The sequence below is a fragment of the Clostridium frigidicarnis genome, from assembly GCF_900111985.1.
Lineage (GTDB): Bacteria > Bacillota > Clostridia > Clostridiales > Clostridiaceae > Clostridium_Z > Clostridium_Z frigidicarnis.
In genome coordinates, this window is sequence record NZ_FOKI01000103.1 from 1 (window position 1) to 1,417 (window position 1,417).

Here is a 1,417-nt window from a genome sequence, read left to right on the forward strand (position 1 = left end):
AAAATAACACGGACTTAGCCATCAACAATACTATAAATACAAAAAATAATTTGTCTACTTTTTTAAATTTTTCTTTTAAATTAAGATTCTTCATTTTTTACCTTCTTTCTACATTTATTTAAATACTACTATAGTTGAGAAATTTTTAATACAACTTTTTACATCAGGTAGTTATACTAACCCTATACTAAGTAAAAACTGGTTTATTAGAGATTTTTCTGTTAAAATACTTTTATGAGACATATACTTTACTCTCGTTGTTGAAGTTGGTTTGCAAGATAATTTATACAATAAAATGTGAAGTTTATCTCTATTTTTTATATCTGCAAATATATGTTATGAAATTTTCTCAACTATAGTCATATATTTAAACTCCCCCATTTTCTCCTCTTGTACTATCATTGATTCTATTACTACTAAAAGCTTTCATAGCCAATATTATAAAAAGCCATGAAAATGGATATGTGTATCTATCCTGAGATTCTGTTATTAAACATTGAAGAGAAATACCACAAAATATAATATAAAAAATATCTATCTTATGATTTTTAATATTATTATTTCTATATAATCCTATATAAGATAATAATACAACTGTTACATAAAACAACTGCGAATAAAACTCTCCTTCTTTACTTAATCTTATAGACATTTTGCCTTCATCTTGTCCCATCATATCTAAATAATCTGTTTTGTTATAAGCTTCATCAAGCCCAGCTTCAGACCAACAAAATCCTGAAAAATCACCAGCATACCATTGCTTTACATATTTTAAAATATAAAACTTTAATAAATCTTTTGGACTATTTTCAGTTAATCTCTTTTTTATGACTTCTTTTGCAGCCTTATCTACTTTTTCATAATCTCTATCATATTTATCAAATACCTCTGCATCATCTTGGTTCCATCTTCCCTCTGACTCAATGTTTGTACCCTTTAGGATTGATATACTTGGTGGCTCTGTCCCATGCCAAAGTGGATTTTCTGTTATATTTAATCCTATCAAAGTATAACTAACACCTACTAACGGAATTACAAATGCTGACACGACTAATAAATTCATAACCACTTTTGTTTTTATGTTATCTTTTAAATATATAAAAATATACATTATATAAGCTATGATCATTACATATCCTATAGGTCTAAAAAGATGAGTAATACTTAATAATACGCCTGATAAAAATATCAATAAAAATTTTTTACTACTGTTTTTATTGAAAACTTTAAAAAATGTCAATATACTTAAAAGTAATATTGGAATTGCAATATTTTCAGAACAATAAACATTATTATAAGCAATCATAGGTAGATATAATGCACTTATAAGACATACCCATATACTCTTATTTTCATCATCAAAAACTTCTTTAGCTATAAAAAATAGTAATACCACATTAAACATTGATAAAATTAT

Annotated in this window: 1 protein-coding gene; it reads right to left on the minus strand. The window is 25.3% G+C overall.

What is annotated here, in order from left to right; genetic code table 11:
• Positions 1–367 precede the first annotated feature (367 nt).
• Positions 368–1,417, minus strand: a 1,050-nt coding sequence (locus BM119_RS19465) for a glycosyltransferase family 39 protein (protein WP_090043345.1), incomplete at its 5' end; no start/stop codon positions are given.